Here is a 23,752-nt window from a genome sequence, read left to right as displayed (position 1 = left end):
GAGGCGGTCATGAGTGATCTCGAGGAAATCCGGGACGTCGGGAGCATCGAGGGGCGCTACGAGGTCCTGAGCTTGGTCGGCGAGGGAGGCCAGGGGGATCTCTACGTCGCGTACGACGAACGGACCGGAGAACGAGTGGCGGTGAAGACCCAGAAGGCCCGAACCGTGGAAACCAGCAGCGCCCACTGGAGCGCCGGCGAGCGCCTCGCTCAGGAGGGCGACCGCATGCTGAAACTGACCGGCATCGAAGAGATCCCGGAGATCATCGCGTCGGGGACGTATCGGAACCGCAGATGTCTGGTGATGGAATACATCGACGGCCGACAGCTCCGCGATGCCATGGCGGAGGCGAAGCCGGTCAGAGATGCGGAGACGGTGGCCTCGGTCATCGGCCAGCTCTGCGAAATCCTCCATAAGGTGCACGAAAAGGAGCTGGTGCACGGTGATCTCAAACCCGAGAACGTCATCGTGGAACCGGACGGACGACTTCGTCTCATCGACATGGGTCACGCGGTCAGGGAGAGTGTGCGGACAGAGTGGGCCAGCGGCACCTTCGGCTATTCCGCACCCGAGCAGTGGGTCGGCAACCAGAAGGGTCTGACCGGTCGGGCAGACATCTTCGCACTGGGCTGCGTTCTGCTGGAGATGACCGTGATGCGGCTCCCCTATGGCGGAATGGAGGAACGCGTCACCCGGCACCACCCCGTGCTTCCGCCAGACCGTTTGGAAGCGATTCCGCCAGAATTCCGCGACCTCGCGCTGCACATGGTCCGGTGGGATCCCGAGGACCGCCCGGCCGACGTGCGTGAAGTGTTCGAACACATCCGCGCCTACTTGCCCACGACGGGCTCACGTCGCCGGCCGTCGAAGCGCCTGGACCCCGACGCGACGGAGTACTACCGCACTCGCCCGCCCAGGCTGTGACCCTGCCCGTCGTGGCGACGGGCGTCATCTCAGCCTCTCCAGCAGCTCCCGAACCTCCCCGACGTCCGTGTCATCCATCAGCTCCCGCAGCACGAGAACGCGCTCCAACTGCTCGACCGCCTCCTCGGTGTCGCCGGCGGACACCAGGACGTCCGCGAAGAGCCGCCGAACTTTGGCCTCGTCGGGCCAGTACTCCTGCTCGCGGTAGATGTCGCACGCCTGGCGGTACAGCCGGACGGCCTCGTTCCGCTCGGATCGGGCCAGGTGGACCTTGGCCAGGGTGAACAGGACGTCGGCCCGGCCGCTGCGCTCCGGGGTCCGCTCGACCACGGCGAGGGCGTCCGCGCACCAGCGGAGCGCCTCGTCGTGCTCGCCCCGGTCGTAGTGGATCGCCCCGACGGCGTTCAGGGCCGCTGCCTCTCCCGCCGCGTAGGACACCTCCCGGTACAGTTCCAGGGCTCGGCCGAGGTACCCCTCCGCCTCCGTCTCCTCGCCCTGCTTGCGCAGAGTGACGCCGAGCGAGTAGCAGGAGCGGGCGAGGCTGAGGCGGCCCTCCGCGCTGTCGTCTCCCTCGCTGAGTGAGATGGCCCGGCGCAGATAGCCGACGGCCGAGGCGAACTCCGCCCGGCGCCACTGAGTTCCCGCCAGCAGTCGGTACACCCGGGCGCACTCGACCGGCGGCGCATGCGTCTCCGCCACCTCTGCGGCGGAACGGAGGTAATTCAGCGCGTCGGAGAGGTGGAAGCGACGCCACTGGTAAGGGACCAGGACTACCGGCAACAGCCACATGTACCGCTCGATCCGCAGGCTGAGGGCCAGTTCGACGCAGTTCCGGATAGTCTCGTACTCCTTGTCGAGCGCCTCCGCCGCCTTCTCGGGGTTCGCCGGCTCGGCCAACACCGTCACGCCGTCCGGCTCACCGGTGGGCAGCACCCGTCGGCGATCCAGCACTCGGTCGCAGACCCGGGCGTTCTGCAACTGGTGTTCCAACACCTGGCATACGGTGGCTCGTTCCAGGTCCTCCTTGTCCTCGGGAGGTACGGCGTCCATGTGGTGGCGGGCGAAGGCGCGCACCAGGTCATGGAGGCGGTAGCGGTCGGAGTGGAACTCCACCAGGTTCGCCGCCAGAAGTGCGCCCAGAGCGCGATCCGTCTCCATCGCCGGGCTCGCCCCACCGATGTCCATGACAGCGTCCCAGGAAATACTGGGACCTGGGTGGACAGCCAACTGCCACAACAGCAGCTTGGCTTCGGTGTCGAGCGCACGCACGGAGACGCCCAGCGCCACCCGAACCGACATCACGTGCTCCGGCAGGTGCAAAACGTCCAGCCTGGCCCGCTCCTCCTTCATCTGGGCCAGCAGATGCGGGAGAGCCTGCAGTGGGCGGTCCCTGAGCCGTCGCTGCACGACGGCGAGTGCCAACGGCAAGTTTCCGCAGTGACGGGCCACTTCGGTGAAGACGAAAGCGTACTTGGCCCGATCCTTCTCGGACACGTTCGTCCAGAGCACTTCCAGAGCTTCTTCGTCCGACAACAACCCCACCTTGTGTCGGTGTACCCCGTTCTCCGCCTGCAGCGCACCCAGATCGTCGCGGCTCGTGATGATCACGGCACTGGTGCCGGATCCCGGGAGCAGCGGCAGCACCTGCTGGAAGCCGGCCGCGTCGTCGAGGACCAGCAGCACCGAGCGACGGGCCAGGGCCGAACGCAGGGCCCTGCTCTTGTCCTCGAGCCCTGTCATCTCCGTGGAGTAGGGCGGCACAGCCGCCAGGAGGCCGTCCAGCACCTGCTCCGGTTCGGCGGGCGGCACCCCCGTATCACTGAACCCGGCCAACTCCTTGTAGAGAGTGCCGTCCGGGAACCGCTCCCGCAGCCGCCGCGCGAGAGAGCGGGCCAACAGGGACTTCCCCACGCCCGCCATGCCGGTGATCAGGATCAGTGCCGTCCTGCCCGCTTGCTGCTCCGCGCGGACGGCGTCATCAAGTGCGCGGAGCGCGGACTCCTGCCCGACGATCTCGCGGTCGCCTACGGGCAGTTCGTCGGGCAGCGGCGGTCGCAGCACCCCACCGTCCCAAGTCGCTCCCCTGCGCAATCTGTCGATGACACCCTGGAGTTCCGTGTCAGGCATGCCGTGGCGGCTCCTCCATTCCTCGATGAGACGATCGCACTCCTGGTCGGGCAGCTCCCGGCCGAAGGCAATCAGGTAGAACCCGAAGATCCTGGCGTTTCCCGGAAGACGCGCGTGCCACTTCTCCGCCTCCTCACGGAGCCACTTCTCCTCGCCGGTTCGCCACGCGGCGTCCAGTAAGTCGCATACGACGGAGACCCGTTCCTCGCGCATCCGCTGCCGGATCTTCTCGAAGCCGCTCTCGCACAGCCCTCGCAGGGGTTCGTCGTCCTTCCACTCCTCCAGGGCGCGACGGAGCTGTTCGTACTTCTCCAGGGGAGACCGCAGGGCGGCAGCCCGCTGCCGCCCTGCGAGGAAGCGGAGGTAGTCGACGCCCTCGACCGGTGCGAGGAGCGTGCAGAAGCCCGACTTGCCCGCATGGGGCAGGAATGCCTTCCCCAGTCGCTTCCGCAGCTCCTTGACCGCCCAGTTCAACTTGTCGCTGGCGCCATCGTCTCCCTCCCACAGAATTTCTGTGATCTCACTCCTGCTGCACCTGCATCCCGGAGACGTGACCAGCAGGGCGAACAGACCGGCCGCCTTCGACGTCCCGATGACCCCTTCCCCGTCCGGCACTTCGACGCCGATGGGGCCCAACACCTGCCCGTCCATCGCTCTTCCCTTCCCCGCGCGACCGCGAGGCCCCCAATGGCCTTGCGACACCTCTTGATCAGTGCGCAGCCGTAACGGGCTTCATACGCGTGCGCCCCTTCACGCCCCCGTGGACTCAGTTTCCGCTCAGTTTTCGCTCCGCGGCCCGCCTCGCCGGCCGGGCACGATGGCATCAGCCGCTCGCCGAAAGGAGCGAGATCGGCACAGTTCCCGATCAGGAAGGCTCTCCAGCATGAACAGCCGCCAGCGCACCCGCCGCCTGAGCCGCCTCAGGACGTCTCCCGGCTTCCCGCCGGACCGCCGCCGCCGGTCGGCCGTCCCGGCCGAGGGGACGACTCCCGCGACCCCGCGGACCGGGACCCCGGACTCCACGTCCTCCGACACGGCCTGACACTCGGGTCCCGATGGGCGCCCGTCCGTGGGCGGGCGCCCCTTATCCGCTCAGGACAGACAAGGCCGGTTTCCGAGCGGCGGATTCGAGACCGTCCGCGACCGTCCAAGGCTGCACACAGATGTAGAAATGTGGGGCGCCTGAGACTGCTTCCCGTTTTGTCCGGATCTCATGGGTCCCAGAAGCAGGGCGCCGACACCGCGCACGCAGCACCTCTCCATCCCCCGCCCGAGTCTCTCTTCGGGCCAAAGAAAGGGATATTCCATGATTTATGCCCCTTACACGAGTGCCTTCGCCTCGGTGAGGCAGCACTTCGACAACCCCCGGATCAAGGACGCGCCCGTGCTGGCCGTCACGGCGGACGCGGATGCGGCGGGGCCTGTCCAGCTGACCGCCACCGCGGCTCACACTGCCCTGTACGGGCCGGAGACCGACCCTCGGCTCTCCGCCGCGATCTGGGATGCGGCGCTCGCCGCCGCGCGGGCCGATGCCACCTCCGACGGAACCGCGAAGCTCCTGGTGATCCTGCTGGCGCTGCCGATGCTGAGCGGAACGGTTCATCGCATCTGCGGGCGTCTGCGCGCCGACCGCTCGGACGTGGAGGCCGAGATGATCCTGACCCTGCTCAGCGAGCTGGCGGCCTTGGACCCGGCGCCCCCTCTCAGCATCACACCGCTGGTCAAGGCCGCGCGCAACAGGGCGTGGAACTTCGCGCGTGAGGGCCTGCGGGAGATTCCCTCCACCCAGGTGGAGCGCATCTCCCAGGACCGGGCCCTCGTCCCGGCGGCCCGGACGACGGACGATGTCCCGCCGCAGCAGGCCCTGGACGTACAGGTCGACCGCCCCGACGGGCCGGAGGGCCTGCGCGCGCCCCTTCGCTTCCGCGTACGCCCGGAGCACGTACGAGAGGAGGCCCTCGTTCCGGCCGCGGGCGGAGCGACGGCCTGCTGCCCCAGGAGTCGGCGGCGGTCCAGGCGCCGCGTCGGAACCCTGCCGATCCGCCCCTTTGCGAGGCGGCCGTGACGCGCTCGCCCGGGAACCGGCTGGGCTTCACCGAGATGTTCGATCTGCCGGTCGCGATCGATCTGCGGACGGCGGCCCGTGCACTCGGAATCTGCACCGAGACCGCATACCGACTGAATCGAAGGGGCGCGTTCCCCTGCCCCGTACTCCGCGTCGGCGGCATGTACCGGGTGTCGACCAGCGAGCTGATGCGGGCTCTGGGAATCCACGAGCACCCCTTGTACGCCGTGGATCCGGAGCTGGAGGAAGAGGCAGACGAAGGGACTGCCGAGGAGCCGGACGAAGGAACGGACAAGAGCGGCGGGGGCAGCATGCCGTAAATCCGCCACCCGTCCGACGCGCGGCCCCGGGACTCTCGCCCCGGGGCCGCGCCCAGTCGGGATCCGAACGCCTCCTGCCCGTCGAGCGGACATGAACCGGCCGGGGGCGCGGTCCGCGGCGACGCGGGCCGGCGGTCACACCCCGACGTGACCGCCGGCCCGGCGGCGTGGGCCCCGAACCCGTACGGACGCGCACCCCGCGCCCTTCGCTCCCGCGCGAGGGACGATGGGAGAGGCCGGGCATCTGCCAAGCCCATGCACGCCCGTCACCCGAACGGCACACCCCCAGAGCATTCTCATCTCATATCTGAGATAGCCTGCCGACATGTCAGACGACTACCTCGTACGCATCGGCAAGCTCATCCGTGACGCCCGTCAGCACCGGGGCTGGACACAGGCGCAGTTGGCCGAGGCGCTCGCCACCAGCCAGAGCGCCGTCAACCGCATCGAGCGTGGCAATCAGAACATCAGCCTTGAGATGATCGCCCGTATCGGTGAAGCCCTCGACAGTGAGATCGTGTCGCTCGGATACTCCGGCCCCATGCATCTGCGGGTCGTCGGCGGACGCCGGCTCTCCGGTGCCATCGACGTCAAGACCAGCAAGAACGCCTGCGTCGCACTGCTATGCGCCTCGCTCCTCAACAAGGGCCGCACGGTGCTGCGCCGGGTCGCCAGGATCGAGGAGGTCTTCCGGCTGCTGGAGGTCCTCAACTCCATCGGGGTGCGCACCCGCTGGATCAACGAGGGCGTGGACCTGGAGATCGTGCCGCCCGCGCAGTTGGAGATGGAGGCGATCGACGCCGACGCCGCGCGCCGCACCCGCTCCATCATCATGTTCCTGGGCCCGCTGCTGCACCGGATGGAGCAGTTCACCCTGCCGTACGCGGGCGGCTGCGACCTCGGCACCCGCACGATCGAGCCGCACATGATCGCGCTGCGCCGCTTCGGCCTGGAGATCGCCGCCACCGAGGGGCTGTACCACGCGCAGGTCGACCACGCGGTCGCCCCCGACCGGCCCATCGTCCTGACCGAGCGCGGCGACACCGTGACGGAGAACGCCCTGCTGGCAGCCGCCCGCCACGACGGCACGACCGTCATCCGCAACGCCTCCTCCAACTACATGGTCCAGGACCTGTGCTTCTTCCTGGAGGCGCTGGGCGTTCGGGTGGACGGGGTCGGCACGACGACGCTCACCGTCCACGGAGTCCCGCAGATCGACGTGGACGTGGACTACTCGCCCTCCGAGGACCCGGTCGAGGCGATGAGCCTGCTGGCCGCCGCCGTGGTGACCGAATCCGAACTCACCATCCGCCGGGTGCCGATCGAGTTCCTGGAGATCGAGCTCGCGGTCCTGGAGGAGATGGGCGTCGACTGCGACCGCACCCCGGAGTACGCCGCCGACAACGCGCGCACCCGGCTCGTGGACCTGACGGTGCGGCCCTCCAAGCTGGAAGCGCCGATCGACAAGATCCACCCGATGCCGTTCCCCGGGCTCAACATCGACAACGTGCCGTTCTTCGCGGCCATCGCGGCGTCCGCGCACGGCCAGACCCTGATCCACGACTGGGTCTACGACAACCGCGCGATCTACCTCACCGACCTCAACCGCCTCGGCGGCCGTCTCCAACTCCTGGACCCGCACCGGGTCCTGGTCGAGGGCCCGACCCGCTGGCGCGCCGCCGAGATGATGTGCCCGCCCGCGCTGCGCCCGGCCGTGGTGGTGCTGCTGGCGATGATGGCGGCGGAAGGCACCTCCGTACTCCGCAACGTGTACGTGATCAACCGCGGCTACGAGGAACTGGCGGAACGCCTCAACTCGGTGGGCGCGCAGATCGAGATCTTCCGGGACATCTAGCCCACGACGCCGCCGCCCCCCCCCTCCCCGACCAGGTGAAGCGCTGGTTCGGAAGGGGGCGGCGGCCTCTGCGGGGCCTCTCCGCGAGGTTGCGTCCGCGCGGGGCTGTTGCGAGCCTCGCGTCCGGTCTCGGCAGCCCTGTCCGGCCGGGCTGCCCGAAGACCGTGTCGAGGGCGTCTCCGGGACCGGGTTGACCCTCGACCTTGTGCAGGGGCCAGAGTCCTGGGTGTGGAGAACGACATGCGCAGCATCGGCGAGACGGCCCGCGACAGCGGCTTGGGCGTGAGCGCCCTGCGGTTCTACGACCGTGCCGGGGTGCTGGTCCCGGCCTGGGTGGACCCGGTGAGCGGCTACCGCTGGTACGAACCCGAGCAGTTGCCGGAGGCCCGGCTACTGGCCCGCTTGCGCCGGGCCGGGATGCCGCTGGCGGACATCCGGCTGGTACTGGCCAGCTGGTCCGGCGCGGACACCGATCTGGTCCGGAAGCTGCTGAAGACGCACCTGTGCCGCCTCGAACAGGGACTGTCCGATGCCCGCGGAGAGTTCTCCGCACTGCGAGCACTACTCGATCAGAGGGAGAATGCCATGACCTCGCTCAGCATCGCCACCGCCCGGGTGTCCGTCGCCGCGCCCGAGCTGGCAGCGGCACTCGACGCGGTGCGTTTCGCGGCGAGCACCGACCCGGAGCTGCCGATGCTCGGTGGTGTCCTGCTCGACATCGAGGGCGAGAGCCTTCACGTCGTCGCCACCGACCGGTATCGGATGGCTGTCGCGCAGGCCGGCACCTCCGGGCACGACGGGGCCCGGGTGCAGGTCATCGTGCCCACCCCGCTCGCCGACGCGATGCGGGCGCTCCTGGGCGGCGAGGGGCCCGTGCGGCTCTCCGTCGACGGTGACCGCGTGGAACTGGAGACCGACGGCCGGCAGGCGGCCGGTCAGTGCCTCGACCACGACTTCCCCGACTACCGTCGCCTCCTCCCCCGGACCGCGGGGCGCCGCACCGTCGTCGAGGTGCCGGCCTTCCGGGAAGCCCTCAGGACCGGTCCGGTCCGGCCCGGAGAAGGCGGAGGGCACGACCTCAGCGTGCTCAGGGTGGCGGATGGCGGCACGGTGGCCCTCTGCGCCGAGGGTGCCGAAGATCCCGACCGCGTTGCCGTCAACCGTGAGTTCCTGCTGGACGCGCTGACCGCCGGGGCCCGGGACCGGCTGATTCTGGAGCTCGGCGCTCCCACAGCGCCGATCGCGATCCGCCGGCCCGACGACGAGGGCGCCTTCTCGGTCCTGATGCCGGTCCGCCTGGAGGACTGACGGTACGTGCCCCCTGATCCGGCCCGCCCGGACCCATCGGATGCAGCCGGATCAGGGGCTACTGGCCGGAGCCAGGCGGTGTTGGCGCACGACTACCCGCGCCGCTGACCGTCCAGAGCGTGTGTCCGTCTGCCGCTCCCGCTTCGTGTACGCCCCCGGCCGAGGTCCTGAGCGGGCGGCGGGGCGTTCCACGGGTGGCCGGCGGAGGTGCGGCCGTCGAGGCGCGGCGGCGGGCGGGTTGTCGTCGCCGGGCGTTTGCGCGCAGAGCCCGCCCTCGCGGGCAGCACCGCCCAATGGGCTACATCCCGTAGCACTGATGGGCGACCGCAGGCCCCCAGATACGTGAAAGACCGCCGTATCGGAGCGATGGTTCTTGCTCCAGACGGCGTGACAGCAACGACCGGAGAACTCTGTGGGCAACAGTCTGTTCAGGACGAAGAACGTAGAACAATCGGTCCGCGACACCGGGGAGCCGGAGCGCCAGCTCAAGAAGTCGCTCTCCGCCCTGGACCTGACCGTGTTCGGAGTCGGCGTCATCATCGGCACCGGGATCTTCGTACTGACCGGAACGGTCGCGAAGAACAACGCCGGACCCGCCACCGCGCTGTCCTTCGTCGTCGCCGGTATCGTCTGTGCGCTCGCCGGGCTCTGCTACGCCGAGTTCGCCTCCACCGTCCCGGTGGCCGGCAGCGCCTACACCTTCTCCTACGCCTCGCTCGGTGAACTGCCCGCCTGGCTCATCGGCTGGGACCTCATCCTGGAACTCGCCCTCGGCACAGCCGTGGTCGCCGTCGGCTGGTCTGGCTATATCCGCTCCCTCATGGACGACATCGGGTGGGTGCTGCCCGACGCGCTCAGCGGACGTGAAGGCGTCGGCGGGTTCGGCTTCGACATCCTGGCCGCGGCCCTGATCGTGGTGCTCACAGCCATCCTCGTGCTGGGCATGAAGCTGTCCGCCCGCATCACCACGGTCGTCGTCGCCATCAAGGTGACCGTGGTCCTCATCGTCATCATCGCGGGAGCCTTCCTCATCACCGGCAGCAACTACAGCCCGTTCATCCCGAAGCAGCAGGCGGTGGAGGCGGGGACCGGGCTGAACTCGCCGCTGATCCAGGTGCTGGCCGGCTGGGCGCCGTCCAATTTCGGTGTCCTGGGCATCTTCACCGGCGCTTCGGTCGTCTTCTTCGCGTTCATCGGCTTCGACGTCGTCGCCACCGCCGCGGAAGAGACCAAGAACCCGCAGCGCGACATGCCCCGCGGCATCCTCACCTCCCTGTTCATCTGCACCCTGCTGTACGTCGCGGTGTCCATCGTGGTCACCGGCATGCAGAACTACCGCGAGCTCTCCATCGACGCACCCCTCGCCGACGCCTTCAAGGCCACGGGACACCCCTTCTACGCCGGTGTCATCAGCTTCGGCGCCGCGATCGGCCTGACCACCGTCTGCATGATCCTTTTCCTGGGCCAGACCCGGGTGTTCTTCGCGATGAGCAGGGACGGCCTGCTGCCCCGGTTCTTCTCACACGTACACCCACGGTTCAAGACCCCCCACCGGCCCACCATCATGCTGGGCGCCATCATCGCGATCGTCGCGGGCTTCACCAGCCTCAGCGAGCTGGCTGAACTCGTGAACATCGGGACACTGTTCGCCTTCGTCGTCGTGTCCCTCAGCATCATCGTCCTGCGCCGCACCCGCCCCGACCTGCACCGGGCCTTCCGCACACCGTGGGTACCCGTCCTGCCCGTCGTCGCGGCACTCGCGTCCCTGTGGCTCATGCTCAACCTGCCGACGGAGACCTGGCTGCGCTTCTTCGGCTGGATGGTGATCGGAATCGCCGTCTACTTCTTCTACGGCCGCCGCCACAGCCGGATGAACCAGAACGAGGCACCCTCCTCCAGCCGCGCCTGAACACAGCCACCGGCCTGCGGCATCTCCGAAGCCGGGCAAGGACCACGCACACGGCCGGACGCGACGCCGCATCACCGGCCGGGCGTCCCACGCCGGCTCTCGGGAACGGCGGACCTCCGCCCGCCGCCCCGGAGACCGAGCCCGCCCGGCGACGGGCGCGACAGGCCGGGAAACGGGCCTGTTGCGCCCGTGTGGGCCCGGTCCTAAGAGAGCACCGCGGCCAGAAGTACAAGATCGGCGGGGCCTACGGATCTCGGCCGCAGGTGAGGTATCCATGAGAGGCAGCCCCGGTCCGGGGTTGCCTCTCATGGAAGGAGTCGTGCTGTGGACGGGTGGTACGTGGACGACCGCTGCACCAACTGCGATGTCGCTCGGCAGCTCGCGCCCGATCTGATCATCGAGGCCGAGGGGAAGTCCTGGATCCTGCGCCCGCCGCGCGGTGAGGCTGAGACACGACGCCTGCACGCGGCCGTCTTCGCCTGCCCCACCCGCTCGATCCGCTCTCCGTCCGGGCAGCCGGACCAGAACCTCGACCCCTTTCCCATGGCCCTGGACGGCGGCGTACTGATGTGCGGACACAACTCGCGGCACACCGCCGGGGCCAATTCCTATCTGCTTCTGCGGCCCTCCGGCACGGTCATGATGATCGACACCCCGCGCTGGAGTCCTCGACTCGCCGAGCGTTACGCGGCGTCGGGCCAGGTCACGGATGTGCTGCTCACCCATCGCGATCACGCTGCGCACGGCCGCCGCTACGCGGACCATTTCGGCGCCCGGCTGTGGATCCACGAGGGCGACCTGGACGCGGCGCCGGACGCGGACCGGGTGATCCGCGGTCTCGAACCTCGGGAGATCGGCCCGGGGGTCACGGTTCACCCTCTGCCCGGTCACACTCGGGGCAGTGTGCTCTACCTCGCCGACGACCGGTACTGCTTCAGCGGGGACAGCTTCTACTGGTCGCGCACCACCGGCGATCTGGAAGTCGCCGACAGCGTGACCTGGTACTCCATCGAGGAGTTGGCAACCTCACTGACCAGGGTGGCCGAACGGCTGCGGTTCGCATGGGTCCTACCGGGCCACGGAGATCGCCGCCGCCTCTCCGCAGACGACATGGCCCGGCGGCTGCGATCCCTGGCGGAGCGCTCCCGGCTGCTCCAGCCACGGCCGGTCGACCTCACCGCGGTCCGCTGGTGAACCGCCACGACTGACGCGCACGCAGACGGACCCGCCAGGCGGCGGGGATGAGCGGCGCGGCCGGAGCCGTGGGGCGCACGACCCATTCACAACCAGGCCATCCAGAAAGCTCAGAGGCCGACCGACCCACGGCGGTCGCCGCGCCTCGGGGGCGGCTGTCCCGAGGTACCGATCCCTCCCTGCTCCTGTCGCGCGCGCCCGCCCGGCTTGTGGAGTGTGTGGTCGCCTGGAACTGGGACCGGCGAATGACCCGGAGGGCGTTCACCACTCTGCTGCGCAACTTCGGGATCTGTCACGAGCGCAACAGCGCGGCCCGTACTCCGCAGGCGAACCTGTACGCGATCATGCAGGCCGCGCACCGCAGCGCGGGGACCGTCCGCATGATCGTCCAGATCGACGCGGACGTTGCGGACGCCGACCGGATGGTGACCGATTTCGTGTCCGCGGTGACCGCCGGCACCGGAGTCGAGCCGGCCGTGAACGCCCGTCGGACGATGCCGTGGCTGCATCCGATCACCTGGCCCGGCGCAGGTGAAGCCGGGGACCTGATCACTCGCCGTTACAAGATCAAGGACGCCTACCTGCGGCGTTCACTGTCCGACTCCCAGCTCGCGACCGTCCACCGTCACCTGACGAATCCCACCGGGCCCCCGGCCGGGGGCTTCCAACTCTTCGGGTGCGGAGGCCAGGTGAACACGGTGGGGCCGCCCTGACGGTCAGGGGAAGCGCCGCGCCGGCTGAGCGGCTTCCTCAGCCGGCGCCCTGAAGACCTCTCGCCGCAGGCTCGACGCCGTCGGTCCGAAGCCCACGGCGTCAGGGCGCGGGGTCAGTTCGGCGGGGCCGGCGCGGTGCCGCCGTCCGGTCCGTGGCTCGTGGTCAGGTCGGCGAGTCCGGAGATCGTCAGGACGGGGGTCAGCAGCGGGCCGGCGATGAGTTCGAGGCGGTCGGCGTGGGCGAACAGGACGCTCAGCCCGGCGCTGTCGAGGTATTCGACGTCGGTGAGGTCGATGACGAGCGGGCCTGTCGTGGCGTCGAGAGCGGAGGCCAGGGCGTCGGTGTTGCTCATGTCGATCTCGCCGACGGCCTTGAGCAGCGCTGTTCCGTCCGGCCGGTTGCGGGCGGTGAGGGTGAGCGGTGTGGTCATCAGGCGATCCTCATATGCATGCCGACGGTGGTACCGGTCGGGCTGGGGGTGATGGTGACCTGCTGCATCATCGCGCGCATCAAGCTGACGCCCCGGCCGCGGTGGGCGTTGAGCTCGGGCTGGGGCGGCTTCCAGTTGCCGCTGTCCACGACGGACAGGTGCAGGTCGTCCACGAGTGCTTCTGCCCGGAGGCGGATCGTCTCCCCGGGGCGGTGTCGGTGGCCGTGTTCGATGGCGTTGGCGCACGCTTCGCCGGCGGCGACCAGGACGTTCTGCACGGTCTGGGGCGGCAGGTCGCACTGGTCCAGCCAGCTGCGCAACGCCTTGCGGACGGGCGCCAGTTGCTCGGACTCGGCGGGGAAGGACATCTCCAGCGGAGCGGGGTGGCGGTACAGCAGCAGGGCGACGTCGTCGTCGTAGCCCCCGGCCGGGGCGAGGCGTTCCATGACCTGGGTGGCGAGGTCGTCGACGGCGCTCTCGCGGCCCTCCTGGACCGCTTCGCCCGCCTGGTCGATGCCGGTGGTAAGCGGACGCTTCCGGCGTTCCACGAGGCCGTCGGTGTACAGCAGCAGCGTGGCCCTGGCGGGCACGGCGCATTCGGCCTCCGGGCGCTCGGTCCCGGGCCGGACGGCGAGCGGTGCGAACCGGCCGCCGTCCAGCAGCGTGGTGGTGCCGTCGGGAAGCGCGAGGATGCCCGGCGGATGTCCGGCACTCGAATACGTCAGCCGGCCGGTCTCGGGGTTGAGGACACCGCAGAAGACGGTGGTGCACAGAGCGCCCGGGACGCTCGCGGCGAAGTGGTCCAGCGCCATCAGTGTCCGGGCGGGGCTCGCGTCCTGGAGCAGCAGGGCCCGGCAGGCGCTGCGCAGTTGGCCCATGACGGTGGCGGCTTCCAGCCCGCGGCCGACGCAGTCCCCGACCACGATGCCGATGCGCCCGTCGGGCAGCGACACGGTGTCGTACCAGTCGCCGCCGACCTCCAGGGGGCGGGTGGCCGGTTCGTAGCGGACGGCGAAGCCTTCGGGGAGCTGGGAGGGGCCGAGGATCGCGCGCTGGAGGACGAGGGCGGTCTCGCGCTGTTGGTCGATCTGGTGGGCGCGGGTCAGGCCCTGGGCGAGGTGTCCGGCCAGCAGCGACAGCAGCAGCTGGTCCTCGCTGGTGAAGGGCCGCTGGTCGCCGAGGTCGACCCACAGCGCCATTGGGCCGTCGGGGTGTTCCAGGATGATGCCGGCCCCGGTGCTGTCCACGGTCGGTGTGAGCAGGGGGCGCTCGCGCAGGTCGGTGAGGGCCTGACGGCGTTCGGCGGGTAGCTGCTGCCAGGTCAGAGCGGGTTCGGTGGTGGTCAGGGCGGGTTTGTCGGCGTGGTCGAAGACGGCGGCCAGTACGCGGTCGGCGCGCCACAGTTCCTTCAGCTCGGCCATGGCGTCGGCCAGTGCCTGGGGAAGGTCGCCGGCGCGGGTCAGGCAGGTGCTGAGGGAGGCGAGGGCGCTGTCGCGTTGGATGGCGTAGTGGTCCGCGGTGGCGTCGCGGAAGGTTCCGACGGTGACGGTGCGCCCGGTGTCGGGGTCCTGTGCCTGGTTGAAGGTGGCGCTGATCCACAGCCGGTGTCCGTCGCGGTGGGTGACGGGGATGGTGTGGCTGCCCTGGTTCTGGCCGAGGAGTCCGGCGAAGGCGTCGGCGACCTGCTGGTGGGCGTCGGGGTCGGTGTCGGCGTCGGGCCACCAGGGATGGATCGGAGTGTAGGGCAGGTTCTCGGGGCCGTAGCCGAGGATGTCGGTGAAGGCGGTGTTGATCTCGATGACGGCGCCCTCCTCGTCGCAGACGAAGAACGCTTCCTGGAGGGAGTCCACGAGTGCGGTGCGCCAGCGCGCGTGGTGGTTGCGCAGGCGTGCCAGTTCCACGTTCGCCCGGACCCGGGCGAGGAGTTCGGCAGCGGCGAACGGTTTGACGAGGTAGTCGTCGGCGCCGGCCTGGAGGCCCTCGATCGATGCCTCCTGGCCCGCCCGCGCGGACAGCAGCAGTACGGGCACGGCCGCGGTGCGCGGGTCGGTGCGCAGGGCGGCGACCAGCGACAGGCCGTCCAGGCGCGGCATCATCACATCGCTGACGACCAGGTCGGGGGCCTGGGCGCGGATGGCGTCCAGCGCCTCCACGCCGTCGGTGACGGCGTGGACCTCGTAGCCGGCGCCGGCCAGCAGCCGGGTGAGGTACTCCCGCATGTCGGCGTTGTCGTCGGCGACCACCACCCGGGCGTGGGCGGCGGTTTGGCCGGCGGGTTCCGGGGCGATGGCGGCGTCGTCGACGGTCGCCTCGCCGCTCTGTGCGCCGGGCAGCCAGCGCAGGGCTTCCTGTACGTAGGGGGCGGTGGCGGTGGGCGACGCGCTGGTGTCGGCCGGGGGCGTGAGGGCGTCGGCGGGTAGGTGCGCCGCGCCGAACGGAAGGCGGATGGTGAAGCGGGTGCCCTCGCCCTCGGTGCTGTCGGCGCTGATGTCGCCGCCGTGCAGGCCCACGAGCTCCTGGACGAGGGCCAGGCCGATGCCACTGCCCTCGTTGGAGCGGGAGCGGGCGTTCTCGATGCGGTGGAAGCGTTCGAAGAGCCGGGGCATCTCCTGCGCCGGGACGCCGATGCCGGTGTCCGCGACGGTCACCACGGCCGCGCCGTTCACGGCCCGCACCTTCACGGTGATCGAGCCGTCGAAGGTGAACTTCAGCGCGTTGCTGAGAAGGTTGAGCATCACCTTCTCCCACATGCCGCGGTCTATGTACACCGGCTCGTCGAGGGGCGGGCAGTCGACGGTGAAGTCGAGCCCGGCCTTGTCGACGGCTGAGCGGAAGACGCTGGCCAGTTCCGCGGTGACCGCGGCCAGGTCCGCGGACTCGTAGGTCGCCTGCATCCGGCCGGCCTCGATGCGGGAGAAGTCCAGGAGTGTGTTGACCAGCTTGCCCAGTCGCAGCCCGTTGCGGTGGACGACCTCCAGCTCCTGCCGCGCCTGCGGGTCCCCCGGCGCCAGTCGTCCGCGCAGCTCCTCGATCGGCCCCATGATCAGGGTGAGCGGCGTGCGGAACTCGTGGCTGATGTTGGAGAAGAAGGTGGTCTTCGCCCGGTCCAGCTCGGCGAGTTCCTCGGCCCGCCGCTGCTGCGCCCGGTAGCTGCGGGCGCTCGCGATCCCGGCGGCGATGTGCCCGGCGACCAGTTCGACGAAGCCCCGGTAGACGTCGTCGAGAGGTCGGTACTGGTTGAGCCCGGCGACCAGGAACCCGTACGGTGCGCCGCCCTGTCGCAGCAGCGGCACCACGAGCGCCCGGGTGGGCGGCTCGGGCCAGTCCCCGGTCGGCAGCGCGGCGAACGGCTCCGCGTCGAGCGTGACGAGCGCCGATTCCCCCTGGGCGGGCGCGGCCACGGGCCACACCCCGTCCGTCTCACCGGCGGGCAGGATCGCCGGGGCGGCCGGATGCCCGGCTTCGAGGCCGGCCGCGTTCGCCAGCCGCGCGCTTCCGTCGTCCTCGTACAGATAGGTCAGCGCGAAGGGCAGGTCCGCCAGGTTGCGGCCGAGCTGCCGTCCGGAGAAGGCCAGCATCTCCTCTTCGGTGCGCACCACGCTGGGGTCGGAGCCCAGATCGCGCAGCGTGGCCATCCGCCGCTCGCCTATGACCCGCTCGGTCTCCTCGCTGACCACGCACAGCATGCCGACCACCTGGCCGGCGTCATCGCGCAGCGGGCTGTAGGAGAACGTGTGGTAGGACTCCTCCGGATAGCCCGCCCGTTCCAGGAACAGCAGCAGGGCTTCGTCCCAGGTGGCCTCGCCCGTGTTGAGCACGGTGTCGATCCGGGGGCCGATGTCGTTCCAGATCTCCGCCCACACCTCGCTCGCCGGCCGGCCCAGCGCCCACGGGTACTTGCTGCCCAGCGTGTCCCGCCGGTAGGCGGCGTTGCAGAAGAACGTCAGCTCGGGGCCCCACGCCATCCACATGGAGAACCGCGACGACAGCAGAATGCTCACCGCCGTCCGCAGGCTCTGCGGCCAGCCGGCCGGCGGCCCGAGGGGGTGCGTCGCCCAGTCCACCATGGCGAGGTCTCCGCCGACCTCGGCGTCCGCGGCGAACACGTCGACCGCGGGCGCCGGTCCACGCCCGGCGTCTTCAGTACCCGCCACTCGACTTCCCTTCGTCCGCCTCGGCCGCTCTCCGAAAGCGACCGCTCACAGCCTTCCCCGTGGGGACGCCACCGCTATCGGATCCGGGTGGCGCGATCCGTAGGATAGGGCAGTCGCCCCGCCGGTGGGCACGCGGGACGGCAGCGAGGGAGACAGCGGTGACGGTGGCAGAAGGCGCCTTGCACCCGGGCTCGGCGCCCCCGCCCGCGGACGAGGAGCGGCGTCTGGCCGCGGTGCGCCGCTACCAGATCCTGGACACTCCTTGCGACGGGGCGTTCGACAAGGTGGCCTCCCTCGCCGCCCAGATCTTCCGCACCCCGTTCGCCACCGTCAGCATCGTCGACAGCGACCGCGTGTGGTTCATGGCCACCAGCGGACTGAGCGGCACCACCGAGATCGCCCGCGCCTCCGGGCTGTGCGCCTCCGCCATTCTCGACGGGGCCCCCTACATCGTCACGGACACGCTCACCGACCCCCGCACGGCCGCCGGCCCCCTCGTCCACGGAGGGATCGGAGTGCGGTTCTACGCCGCCGCGCCCATCACCACCGCCGACGGTTACCACCTGGGCACCGTCAACGTGCTCGACACCGAGCCCCGCCAGGTGACCGAAGAGCAGTTGGCCGCCCTCCAGAACCTGGCCGCCCTGGTGATGGACCAGCTGGAGCTGCGCCTGTCAGCCATCCGCACGGTCACCGCCGAGCGGCAGATGCGCACCGCCGCCGAAGGTCTCGCGCGCACCCTCCAGCGGACGCTCCTGCCGCCCGCCCTGCCGCGGGTCCCCGGTCTCGGAACGGCCGCCGCCTACCACACCGCTTCCGAGTACGAGGTCGGCGGCGACTTCTACGACCTGTTCCCCCTCGACGACGGACGCTGGGCGTTCTTCCTCGGCGACGTGTGCGGCAAAGGAGCCGACGCGGCGGCCCTCACCTCTCTCACCCGCTACACCCTGCGGGCCGCCGCCATCTACGACCCCGACCCGTGCGCGGTCCTGGCCAACCTCGACACCGTCCTCAAAGGCGAATACCAAGGAACCAACCCCCGCTACTGCACCGCGGTCTTCGGTGTCCTGCAGCCCGAGGACGACGGCTCCTTCGCCCTCACGCTCGCCGGCGGCGGCCACCCCCCGGCCCTGGCCGTACGCGCCGACGGCACCGTCGAACCCGTGCGCACCACCGGCGGACAGCTCATCGGCCTGCTGCCCGCCCCTCGCTTCACCCAGACCGCCACCCGTCTCCGTCCGGGCGACGCCCTGCTGCTGTACACGGACGGCCTGACCGAAGCGCGTACACCGGGCGGTTCCCTGCTCGAGGAACAGGGCCTGGCCGCACACCTGGCAGCCGGCGTCTGGCACGACGCGGACGGTCTCCTGGCAGGCGTCCACCAACTCCTCACCGGCCTGGGCGCGGGCGTCAACGACGACACCGCGCTCCTCGCTCTGTCCGTCCCGACCCGCCGCACCGAACCCGTACAGGAGACCCGGTGAGCCAGACCCTGACCGTGACCGCCCAGCCCCACCTCGCCGGCCCCCATGTGCTGACCCTGTCCGGTGAGCTCGACTACCACACCTCGGCCCGCCTCCGCGAGGCGCTGAACGAGATCCCCCTCGAAACCGGCACCGGGCTGGTGATCGACCTGTCCGGTCTGACGTACTGCGATTCCACGGGCATCACCCTGCTCGTGACCGCCTACCAACGAGCCCAGGCCACCGGGGCCCAGCTGTCCCTGGCAGGGTCGAGCCCCGATCTGCTCCGCGTCTTCCGCATCGTCGGGCTCGATCAGGTCTTCGTCCTGCAGCCGACCACTGAGGAAGCCATCAACGCCCTGCGCTCCTGAACCCGGCGGGCGGGTGTGGACCGGCGCAGGCGGCACCCCGATCGCGTACCGTCCTGCGGGATCGGCCGGTGACCTCGTGGCGCGGCGCGCTCGGGACGACATGCCGGTGGAGCGGTTGCTCGTACCCGCCGTGGTCGTGGAGCCGGGCCCGGAGTCCCGTGGTCGGCGAAACAACGCGCCAGAGGGCCGGCCGTGCCCACTCTGCCGGTGCGCGCCGGACAGGGCTGGTGTAGAGAGGAGTCATGTCGCAGCGCCTCGCAGGACTCCGCCGAAGGGTGCGAGCGGGTCACGCGTTCGTCGCTGTTCCGATCGCGTGGATCGTGGCGGTGGTCCTGATCGACGTCCTCGCGCCGCCCGACATCCACCTGGGTCCGCTGCTGGTCGCGGCCCCGGCGATCACGGCGTCGTTCGGCGGCCCCTGGATGGTGGGACTGGTCGCCGCACTGGCGGTCATCGCGCAGACGATCATCGGGGTGGTGCGCGAACCCGACGACCTGCTCTCGGCCAACCACGAGGCGCAGATCATCGCCCTGGTGCTGGTCGGAACGAGCCTCGTGATCTTCTGCGCGGTGCGGGAGCGGCGCGCCAAGGAGCTGACCCAGGTGCGGTACGTGTCGGACGCCGCCCAACGTGTCGTCCTGCCGCCCCTGCCGAGGCGGTCCGGACCGCTCCGCATCGCCTCCCTCTACCTCGCCTCCGAGGCCGAGGCCCAGATCGGCGGGGATCTCTACGCGGCGGCGCGCACCGCCTCCGGCACCCGGCTGATCGTCGGCGACGTACGGGGCAAGGGGATGACCGCCGTCAGCGACGCGGCCCTGCTGGTCGGGGCGTTCCGGGCGGCGGCTCATGGCAGGGCGAGCCTGGCCGAACTGGTGGGGCACCTCGACCGGAGCGTGGGCTGGGACCTGGAGGAGCCGGGCGAGACGGACCGCTTCGAGGAAACCTTCATCACCGCCGTCATCCTGGACATCCCCGACCGGGACAGCCGGGTCGAGATGATCTCCTGCGGGCACCCGCCGCCGGTCGTGCTGCGCGACGGCCGGCCCACCGTGGTGGACGTCCTCCAGCCCGCGCCTCCGCTGGGCCTGGGCGAACTCGTACGGCCGGGCTACCGCGTCGACAGCTTCCCGTTGGAGCCCGGAGACCTGCTGCTGCTGTACACGGACGGCGTCACCGAGGCCCGCGACGCCACGGGCGCGTTCTACCCGCTCACCGATCGCATCGCCGGCTGGACCGAGAACGGCCCCGACGACTTCCTCCGCCGCTTCCGGCTCGACCTGCTGAGCCACGTCGGCGGGCGCCTGGGCGACGACGCCGCCATGATCGCCGTCGAACGCCCCGCCACGGCCGTCCCGGCCTGAGAACCCAGGCGCGCGTGGCTGCGTTCAGGTGGTGGCGACGGTGAGCCCGAGGCCGATCAGCGCGATGCCGCCGGCACCGCCGATCATCGCGAGCCGCCGGTCGGAACCGGCGAGCCAGGTCCGGGCGGCCGACGCGCTCAGGCCCCAGGCGGTGTCGCAGATCAGGCCGATGCCCGCCGGGATCAGGCCGAGAACCATCATCTGCAGCGGCACGTGCCCGGCGTCCTGGTCGACGAACTGCGGGAGGACCGCGGCGAAGAAGACCAGCCCCTTGGGGTTGGTGGCGCCGACGAGCAGTCCGTCCAGGACGGTACGCAGATGGCTACGGCGTTCGCCTTCCTGAGCCGCCAGGTCGGTCCGCAGACGGTCGCGGTGGCGGAACGCCCGGACGCCGAGGTGGACGAGGTAGGCGGCGCCGGCCAGTTTCACCGCGGTGAACACGGTGCCGGAGCTCTGGACGAGGGTGCCGACGCCGAGGGCGACCGCGAGGACCAGGGCGTAGCAGCCGAGGACGTTGCCCAGGACGGTGGCGAGCGCGGCGCGGCGGCCGTGGGCGAGGGCGCGGCCGACGACGAACAGGACGCTCGGGCCGGGTATCGCGATCACGACGAGGGACGCGGCGGCGAACGCGAGGAGGCTTTCGGTGGTCACCATGGGCGGGAGCTTTCTGAATCTCTGCCGCGCGGCCTCGGGGAGCCGTCGAAGCAAGGTCGGCGTGGGTTACCGGGACACGGTCGCCACCCGGGCGCGCGGAAGGCGTGCGAGGACGGCGGAGTCGAGGTGAAGGGTGCGGCCGGCGGATCCGCCTCCGCAGTAGACGGGCCGAGCCGGTTCGACGACCGCGGTGTCGATCAGGCACGGCACTCCGGGCCGGTGGCTGACCGGCGGGATACCGCCCGGCACCAGGCCCTCCGCGGCGAGGAGTCCGCCGTCCGCCGGCCGCAGCCGGGAGCGGCTGGTGCCGGCGGCGGCCGCGACGCGGGCGAAGTCCACTCCGTCCGCCGCCCGGAGGGCCACGAGCAGGAGCGGAGTGTCGGGGGTGGTGAAGGCGAGCGTCTTGACGGCCCGCGTCCAGGGGAAGGGCAGTGCCTGACGTTCGGCGACGCTGTGCGCGGCGGCGTGCTCGTGGACGGTGTACGCGCAGCCGTCCGCGTCCAGCACGGCTCGCCAGGGTGCTTCGGGCGTACTCATCAAGGGCCGCGGCTTTCGGTTCGGAGGGGGGAAAGATCGGGAGCGAGGGAGGGGTGACCTGCGGGAATCCGGTGCGGTCTGCTCCTGAGCCTGATCGACGTGGCGAGATCCGATCAACTGATTGTGGAATCCTGCAATCGTGATCACCATGCGCTTCACCGAGACGGCCGAGGAGGACATCGCCTTCTCCGTCTCACCGCTGCTCGAAACCGTCCATTCCTGGCACGTGCTGACCGACCCCGGCCACCACTCCCTGCACGTGCCGTGGGTGCGGCGGTGCCGTCGGCTGCCCGCCGCGCTGCGCCGGCGGATGCGGGAAGAGCGCTTCGTCGTCTCCGACTACATCCCGGCGTTCTTCGAGAGCCGGGCGGGAGACCACGACGCCGGCTTCGCGGACCAGACCGCCGCCGTCCGGGCCCTGCCGCCCGCCCTGCTCGCCGCCGAACTCGCCGAGACCCTTGTCGACACCACCCGCCACTCCGGCCACGACCTCGTCCAGGACCCCGTCGCCCGCGACGCGGCCCTCGCGGAGCTCCAGCGGGCCGACGACGGCCGTGCGGCGCGACTGAGCCGCGTCCTCACCGATCCCTGCTCCGTCCTGGAGGACGCGCTGACGGCTCTGGAGGACTACTGGAGTGCCGCCTTCGCCGAGGAGTGGGAGCGCGTCGAGCCCTCCCTGTACGAGTCGATCGCACGGGCGGGGTCCCGGATCGCCCACCAGGGCCTGTTCGTGATGCTCCGCACCCTGGTCCCCCGGATCCGCATCGACCCCGCCGGGCGGACGCTCCGGCTCGACCGTCCGCACCACCACGACATCGCCGCCACCCACGACCGCCCGGTCACGTTCACCGCCAGTCACTACGTCTGGCCGCACGTCCGCGTCACCTGCGACGCCCCCTGGCCCCTGCGGATCACCTACCCCGCCCTGCCCCTGACCCCCGCCTCGGCCGCCCGGCCCACCAGCCAGGAGGACACCCTCACCGCTCTACGCGCCCTGGCCGCCGCGCCGCGCCTGCAGATCATGGCCCACCTCGCCGCCCGGAGCCGCAGCACCCAGGAACTCGCCACCCTCCTCGGCCTGTCCCCGTCCGTGACCTCCCGCCACCTCCACCAGCTCACCCGGGCGGGACTCACCACCACCCGCCGCGAGGGCTACTACGTCCTCTACTCGCTCGACCCCGCCCGCCTCGACCAGATCGCCACCGCCCTCACCACGCTCGACCCGGGCCCCGACGCCTGAGGGAAGACCACACGCGCTGCAACGTCCGGCGAGCGGCCGACGGACGACGGGCCGGCCCGTCGTCCGTCTTCGCCGCGACGCCGCCGACGGGCCGGGCCCTCTCAGGGCTCGACGACGATGGTGCCTATGGTCGATTCCGGGCCGGGCCCGTCCGGGCGGTCGACTTTCCACCAGCCCAGTGCGTCCTGGGATTCGGACTGGGGAACCTCGCGCCCTTCGGCGGTCATCACCCGCCCCTGGTAGGCCTGCGAATAACGCGCCCGAATCGAATAGGTGCCCGGCTCGTCGGGCACGACGATGTCGCACGACACGTTCACCCATTCGGCCGGCCCCGGATTGTCCTCCGCCGCCGCCGCGACACTCGTGCCCGGGTTGACCACCTTCAGTTCCCCGCCGCTGCGCTGCTTTCCATTCCACACCGATGCCTGGGCGCGGTCCTCGCCCGCCAGGCCGACGATCACCTGGTTGATGGCGTTGCCGCACTCCGAGCAGTCGTGCAGCAGATCGAACCGCACCTCGTGGGAACCGCCGCCGCGGACGAATGCCACGTCGTCATGGCCGTCGATCGTCACGTTGCGGATCTTGAAACGGAATCCCGTTCCACCTCCGTACGGCTCGACCATTTCGAGGCCGGCCGGCAGCAAGGGCTCGACGTCGGCGACGGGCGCGGGAGCGAACCACGGCGCCGACCCGGGCGAACCCGCTTCGGGGGACGCTGCCGTTTCCTCGGGCGACCGGTCGGTGTCGGACACCAGCTCTGCCATCCGTATGAAGTGCTCGGCCTGCGACTTGTGACCGGATATCCGTACGAGATAGGAGCGTTCCGTGAAGGCGAAGACCTCGCGCCGGGCAACCTCGGAAACGCCTCCCTCGTAGGTGTTGACCATGTCCAGGAGTTCCTCTGCGGCCTCCTTCTCATCGCATTCCAGATCGGCCAGGGTCCGAACTCCGGCCGACTCCGCATCCACGGCGGTCGCGACAATGATCCAACGCGACATGGAACATCCTCTCTGTCCGGTCCGCGCCACGACGGACTCCCGCCTCATCCTGCCCCAGCCGCCCCGGAGCCCCCGCGACCAGGGTGGACGGATGCGGGGGCCCGGGACGCCGTCGCGATACCGGGGGT

19 protein-coding genes are annotated in these 23,752 nt (G+C 70.6%); 13 read left to right on the top strand and 6 right to left on the bottom strand.

Features of this window, described 5'->3' with window-relative positions:
* Positions 1-9 precede the first annotated feature (9 nt).
* On the top strand, positions 10-924 hold the full coding sequence (locus tag EES43_RS24075; RefSeq protein ID WP_124270655.1) for a serine/threonine protein kinase: 915 nt from the start codon (positions 10-12) through the stop codon (positions 922-924).
* A gap of 24 nt (positions 925-948) precedes the next feature.
* Here the strand turns inward: EES43_RS24075 and EES43_RS24070 are convergent, their stop codons facing one another.
* Positions 949-3,702: an AfsR/SARP family transcriptional regulator gene (locus EES43_RS24070; RefSeq protein WP_124270654.1), complete on the bottom strand. Its 2,754-nt coding sequence runs from the start codon at positions 3,700-3,702 to the stop codon at positions 949-951.
* A gap of 232 nt (positions 3,703-3,934) precedes the next feature.
* Between EES43_RS24070 and EES43_RS30760 the strand changes: the two genes are divergently transcribed.
* From EES43_RS30760 to EES43_RS24035, 8 genes are all read left to right on the top strand, one after another.
* The gene (locus tag EES43_RS30760; protein ID WP_164493239.1) at positions 3,935-4,093 is read left to right on the top strand and encodes a hypothetical protein; all 159 of its coding nucleotides are present in this window, start codon (positions 3,935-3,937) and stop codon (positions 4,091-4,093) included.
* Between the two features lie 264 nt (positions 4,094-4,357).
* A complete protein-coding gene (locus EES43_RS24065; protein ID WP_124270653.1) occupies positions 4,358-5,116 on the top strand; it encodes a hypothetical protein in 759 nt (252 codons plus the stop codon).
* Positions 5,113-5,436 (top strand): helix-turn-helix domain-containing protein, encoded by a 324-nt coding sequence (locus EES43_RS31545; RefSeq protein WP_241192518.1) that lies wholly within the window; start codon positions 5,113-5,115, stop codon positions 5,434-5,436. The genes EES43_RS24065 and EES43_RS31545 overlap by 4 nt, the downstream gene beginning before the upstream one ends.
* A gap of 325 nt (positions 5,437-5,761) precedes the next feature.
* Positions 5,762-7,291, top strand: a complete 1,530-nt coding sequence (locus tag EES43_RS24055; RefSeq protein WP_124270652.1) for a UDP-N-acetylglucosamine 1-carboxyvinyltransferase — start codon at positions 5,762-5,764, stop codon at positions 7,289-7,291.
* Between the two features lie 240 nt (positions 7,292-7,531).
* On the top strand, positions 7,532-8,599 hold the full coding sequence (locus EES43_RS24050; RefSeq protein WP_124270651.1) for a DNA polymerase III subunit beta family protein: 1,068 nt from the start codon (positions 7,532-7,534) through the stop codon (positions 8,597-8,599).
* A gap of 412 nt (positions 8,600-9,011) precedes the next feature.
* Positions 9,012-10,508, top strand: a complete 1,497-nt coding sequence (locus EES43_RS24045) for an amino acid permease (protein ID WP_124270650.1) — start codon at positions 9,012-9,014, stop codon at positions 10,506-10,508.
* Positions 10,509-10,832: 324 nt separating this feature from the next.
* Positions 10,833-11,702: an MBL fold metallo-hydrolase gene (locus EES43_RS24040; protein WP_124270649.1), complete on the top strand. Its 870-nt coding sequence runs from the start codon at positions 10,833-10,835 to the stop codon at positions 11,700-11,702.
* 245 nt (positions 11,703-11,947) lie between these two features.
* Positions 11,948-12,415 (top strand): hypothetical protein, encoded by a 468-nt coding sequence (locus tag EES43_RS24035; protein ID WP_124270648.1) that lies wholly within the window; start codon positions 11,948-11,950, stop codon positions 12,413-12,415.
* 113 nt (positions 12,416-12,528) lie between these two features.
* Here the strand turns inward: EES43_RS24035 and EES43_RS24030 are convergent, their stop codons facing one another.
* Both EES43_RS24030 and EES43_RS24025 read right to left on the bottom strand, forming a co-directional pair.
* The gene (locus EES43_RS24030; RefSeq protein WP_124270647.1) at positions 12,529-12,846 is read right to left on the bottom strand and encodes an STAS domain-containing protein; all 318 of its coding nucleotides are present in this window, start codon (positions 12,844-12,846) and stop codon (positions 12,529-12,531) included.
* Positions 12,846-16,913 (bottom strand): SpoIIE family protein phosphatase, encoded by a 4,068-nt coding sequence (locus EES43_RS24025; RefSeq protein ID WP_124272135.1) that lies wholly within the window; start codon positions 16,911-16,913, stop codon positions 12,846-12,848. Before EES43_RS24025 ends, EES43_RS24030 begins: the two co-directional genes overlap by 1 nt.
* Before the next feature lie 245 nt (positions 16,914-17,158).
* On the opposite strand from EES43_RS24025, the gene EES43_RS24020 reads away from it, so the two are divergent.
* From EES43_RS24020 to EES43_RS24010, 3 genes are all read left to right on the top strand, one after another.
* The gene (locus EES43_RS24020) at positions 17,159-18,484 is read left to right on the top strand and encodes a PP2C family protein-serine/threonine phosphatase (RefSeq protein WP_124270646.1); all 1,326 of its coding nucleotides are present in this window, start codon (positions 17,159-17,161) and stop codon (positions 18,482-18,484) included.
* Positions 18,481-18,834: an STAS domain-containing protein gene (locus tag EES43_RS24015; protein ID WP_206430112.1), complete on the top strand. Its 354-nt coding sequence runs from the start codon at positions 18,481-18,483 to the stop codon at positions 18,832-18,834. Before EES43_RS24020 ends, EES43_RS24015 begins: the two co-directional genes overlap by 4 nt.
* Positions 18,835-19,076: 242 nt before the next feature.
* Complete coding sequence (locus EES43_RS24010) at positions 19,077-20,195, top strand: PP2C family protein-serine/threonine phosphatase (RefSeq protein ID WP_124270645.1); 1,119 nt, start codon at positions 19,077-19,079, stop codon at positions 20,193-20,195.
* A gap of 24 nt (positions 20,196-20,219) precedes the next feature.
* Here the strand turns inward: EES43_RS24010 and EES43_RS24005 are convergent, their stop codons facing one another.
* Positions 20,220-20,849, bottom strand: a complete 630-nt coding sequence (locus EES43_RS24005) for a LysE family translocator (protein WP_124270644.1) — start codon at positions 20,847-20,849, stop codon at positions 20,220-20,222.
* Positions 20,850-20,915: 66 nt separating this feature from the next.
* The gene (locus EES43_RS24000; protein WP_164493238.1) at positions 20,916-21,386 is read right to left on the bottom strand and encodes an aminoacyl-tRNA deacylase; all 471 of its coding nucleotides are present in this window, start codon (positions 21,384-21,386) and stop codon (positions 20,916-20,918) included.
* 148 nt (positions 21,387-21,534) lie between these two features.
* Here EES43_RS24000 and EES43_RS23995 point away from each other — a divergent pair, with 148 nt between their 5' ends.
* A complete protein-coding gene (locus EES43_RS23995) occupies positions 21,535-22,626 on the top strand; it encodes an ArsR/SmtB family transcription factor (protein ID WP_241192724.1) in 1,092 nt (363 codons plus the stop codon).
* Between the two features lie 101 nt (positions 22,627-22,727).
* Here EES43_RS23995 and EES43_RS31540 read toward each other — a convergent pair whose 3' ends face one another.
* The gene (locus tag EES43_RS31540; protein WP_241192517.1) at positions 22,728-23,624 is read right to left on the bottom strand and encodes a hypothetical protein; all 897 of its coding nucleotides are present in this window, start codon (positions 23,622-23,624) and stop codon (positions 22,728-22,730) included.
* Between the last annotated feature and the right edge of the window lie 128 nt (positions 23,625-23,752).

The organism is Streptomyces sp. ADI96-02, from assembly GCF_003846185.1.
In the GTDB taxonomy this organism is placed as follows: domain Bacteria; phylum Actinomycetota; class Actinomycetes; order Streptomycetales; family Streptomycetaceae; genus Streptomyces.
Note: the sequence above shows the minus strand (reverse complement) of the source record. Positions and strands in the feature narration are given on the sequence as shown.